At 65.0% G+C, this 1,840-nt stretch carries 1 protein-coding gene; it reads left to right on the forward strand.

All coding sequences use genetic code 11. From position 1 onward, the window contains the following. The coding region (locus tag EN879_RS34270; RefSeq protein WP_127274630.1) for a PAS domain S-box protein at nt 1-1,836 on the forward strand (1,836 nt) is incomplete at its 5' end. Nucleotides 1,837-1,840 lie beyond the last annotated feature (4 nt).

Raw genomic sequence — 1,840 nt, forward strand, 5'->3', positions numbered from 1 at the left:
CTCGCCGCCCTGTCCACCCGCAGGATCAGCATGGATCGCCAACAGATCGCCGAGAGCGAGCTGCGCTTCCGCCGCGCCATGGAGGATTCAGCGATCGGTATCGTCGTTGTCGGTCTCGATGGGCGCATCCGCCAGACCAATCCGGCCTTCGCGGCCATGCTTGGCTACACAAGCGAAGAGATCGAGACGCTGACTTTCTTCCAGATCACGCATCCCGACGACCAGCAGATCGGGCGGGAGACGATGGACGATCTGAAGGCGGGCACGGTCAATTCCTTCCATTGCGAGAAGCGCTATCTCCGCAAGGACGGAACGCCCGTCTGGGCCCATCTTGCCGGTTCGGTCATTCGCGATGAGACCAGCGGCCGCCCGCTCTATCTCGTCTCGCAAATCGAGAACATCGACGCTCGCAAGCAGGCCGAGGCGCGCATTGCCGAAGCGGAAACGCGTTGGAATTTCGCGCTCGCCGGCGCCGGCCAGGGCGTCTGGGACCTCGACATGCGCAAGGGCGGCACGACCTATTCCTCGACCTGGGTCAAGATGCTGGGCTATGCGGATGGCGAGCTCGATGGCGACACCGACCGCTGGCTGACGATGATCCATCCTGATGATCGCGAGACTGTCGCCGAAGCGGATCGCGCTCATCTCGAGGGCAAGACACCGTTCTTTGAGGCCGAGTTCAGGATGCGCCACAAGGATGGCCACTGGGTGTGGATCCTCGACCGCGGCAAGGCCATCGAACGTGATGAGGATGGACGGCTGATCAGGGCCATCGGCAGCTTGACCGACATCACCCGCCGCAAGGAGGCCGAAGAGCGCCTCACCGTGTCGGCGGCAATGCTTGCCGATGAAAAGGAGCGGCTGAGGGTGACGCTGCAATCGATCGGCGATGCCGTCATCTGCACCGATGCCGCAAACCGGATCACCTTCATGAACCCGGTCGCCGAAAAGCTGACCGGGATTGCCGGCGGCGAGGCTCTCGGCAAGATGCTTGGCCATGTCTACTGGGCGGTCGACGAGGAGACGGGGCACAGGATCGGCGTGACCCGGCCCGCGGTTGGCGTTCATGCGCCCGCCGACCAGAACAGCCGCGCCGTCCTCATCCGGCGCGACGACACGCGCTGCAGCATCCGCCAGGTGGTGTCGCCGATCGTCAACGACCGCAACGAATTCTGCGGGCTGGTCATCGTCTTCCAGGACTTTACCGATGCGCGCGCGCTGCAGCGCCAGCTCGCCCACGCCGCGGCACACGATGCGCTGACCGGCCTTGCCAACCGCTCCAGCTTCATCCGCGCCATGGAGGACCTCGTCGACCAGGCGCGCAAGGACGGCACCGCCGACACGACAAGGTTGGTCGGCGACACGACAAGGTCGGTCGGAGGCGCCGGACATCAGTTCATGTTCATCGACCTCGACCACTTCAAACTGGTCAACGACACGGGTGGCCACGCGGCGGGAGACGCGCTGCTGAAGCGGGTTGCCGTGGCTATTCGCGGCGTGCTTGGTCCAGACGACATCGTCGCTCGCCTCGGCGGCGACGAATTCGCGGTCGTTTTGAAATCGGGTTCGGCAGCCGGCGCCAAGATCGCGGCGCGCTCCATCATCGATGCGATCGGCGGGCTAGACTTCACCTGGGACGGCCGTCCTCACGTGATCGGCGCCAGCATCGGGTTGGCTGCGATCAATGCCAATTGTGGCGAGGTCGACGAGATCATCGCCAGGGCCGATGCGGCTTGCTATGCCGCCAAGGCGGCGGGCCGTGGCTGTGTCTCCGTGGCGCCCGACGCACAGATCGTGGATGGCCGGACAGAGCCACTGGCGGTTGCCCCCTCGTAGACCC

The organism is Mesorhizobium sp. M7A.F.Ca.AU.002.02.1.1 (assembly GCF_003998535.1).
Lineage (GTDB): Bacteria > Pseudomonadota > Alphaproteobacteria > Rhizobiales > Rhizobiaceae > Mesorhizobium > Mesorhizobium ciceri.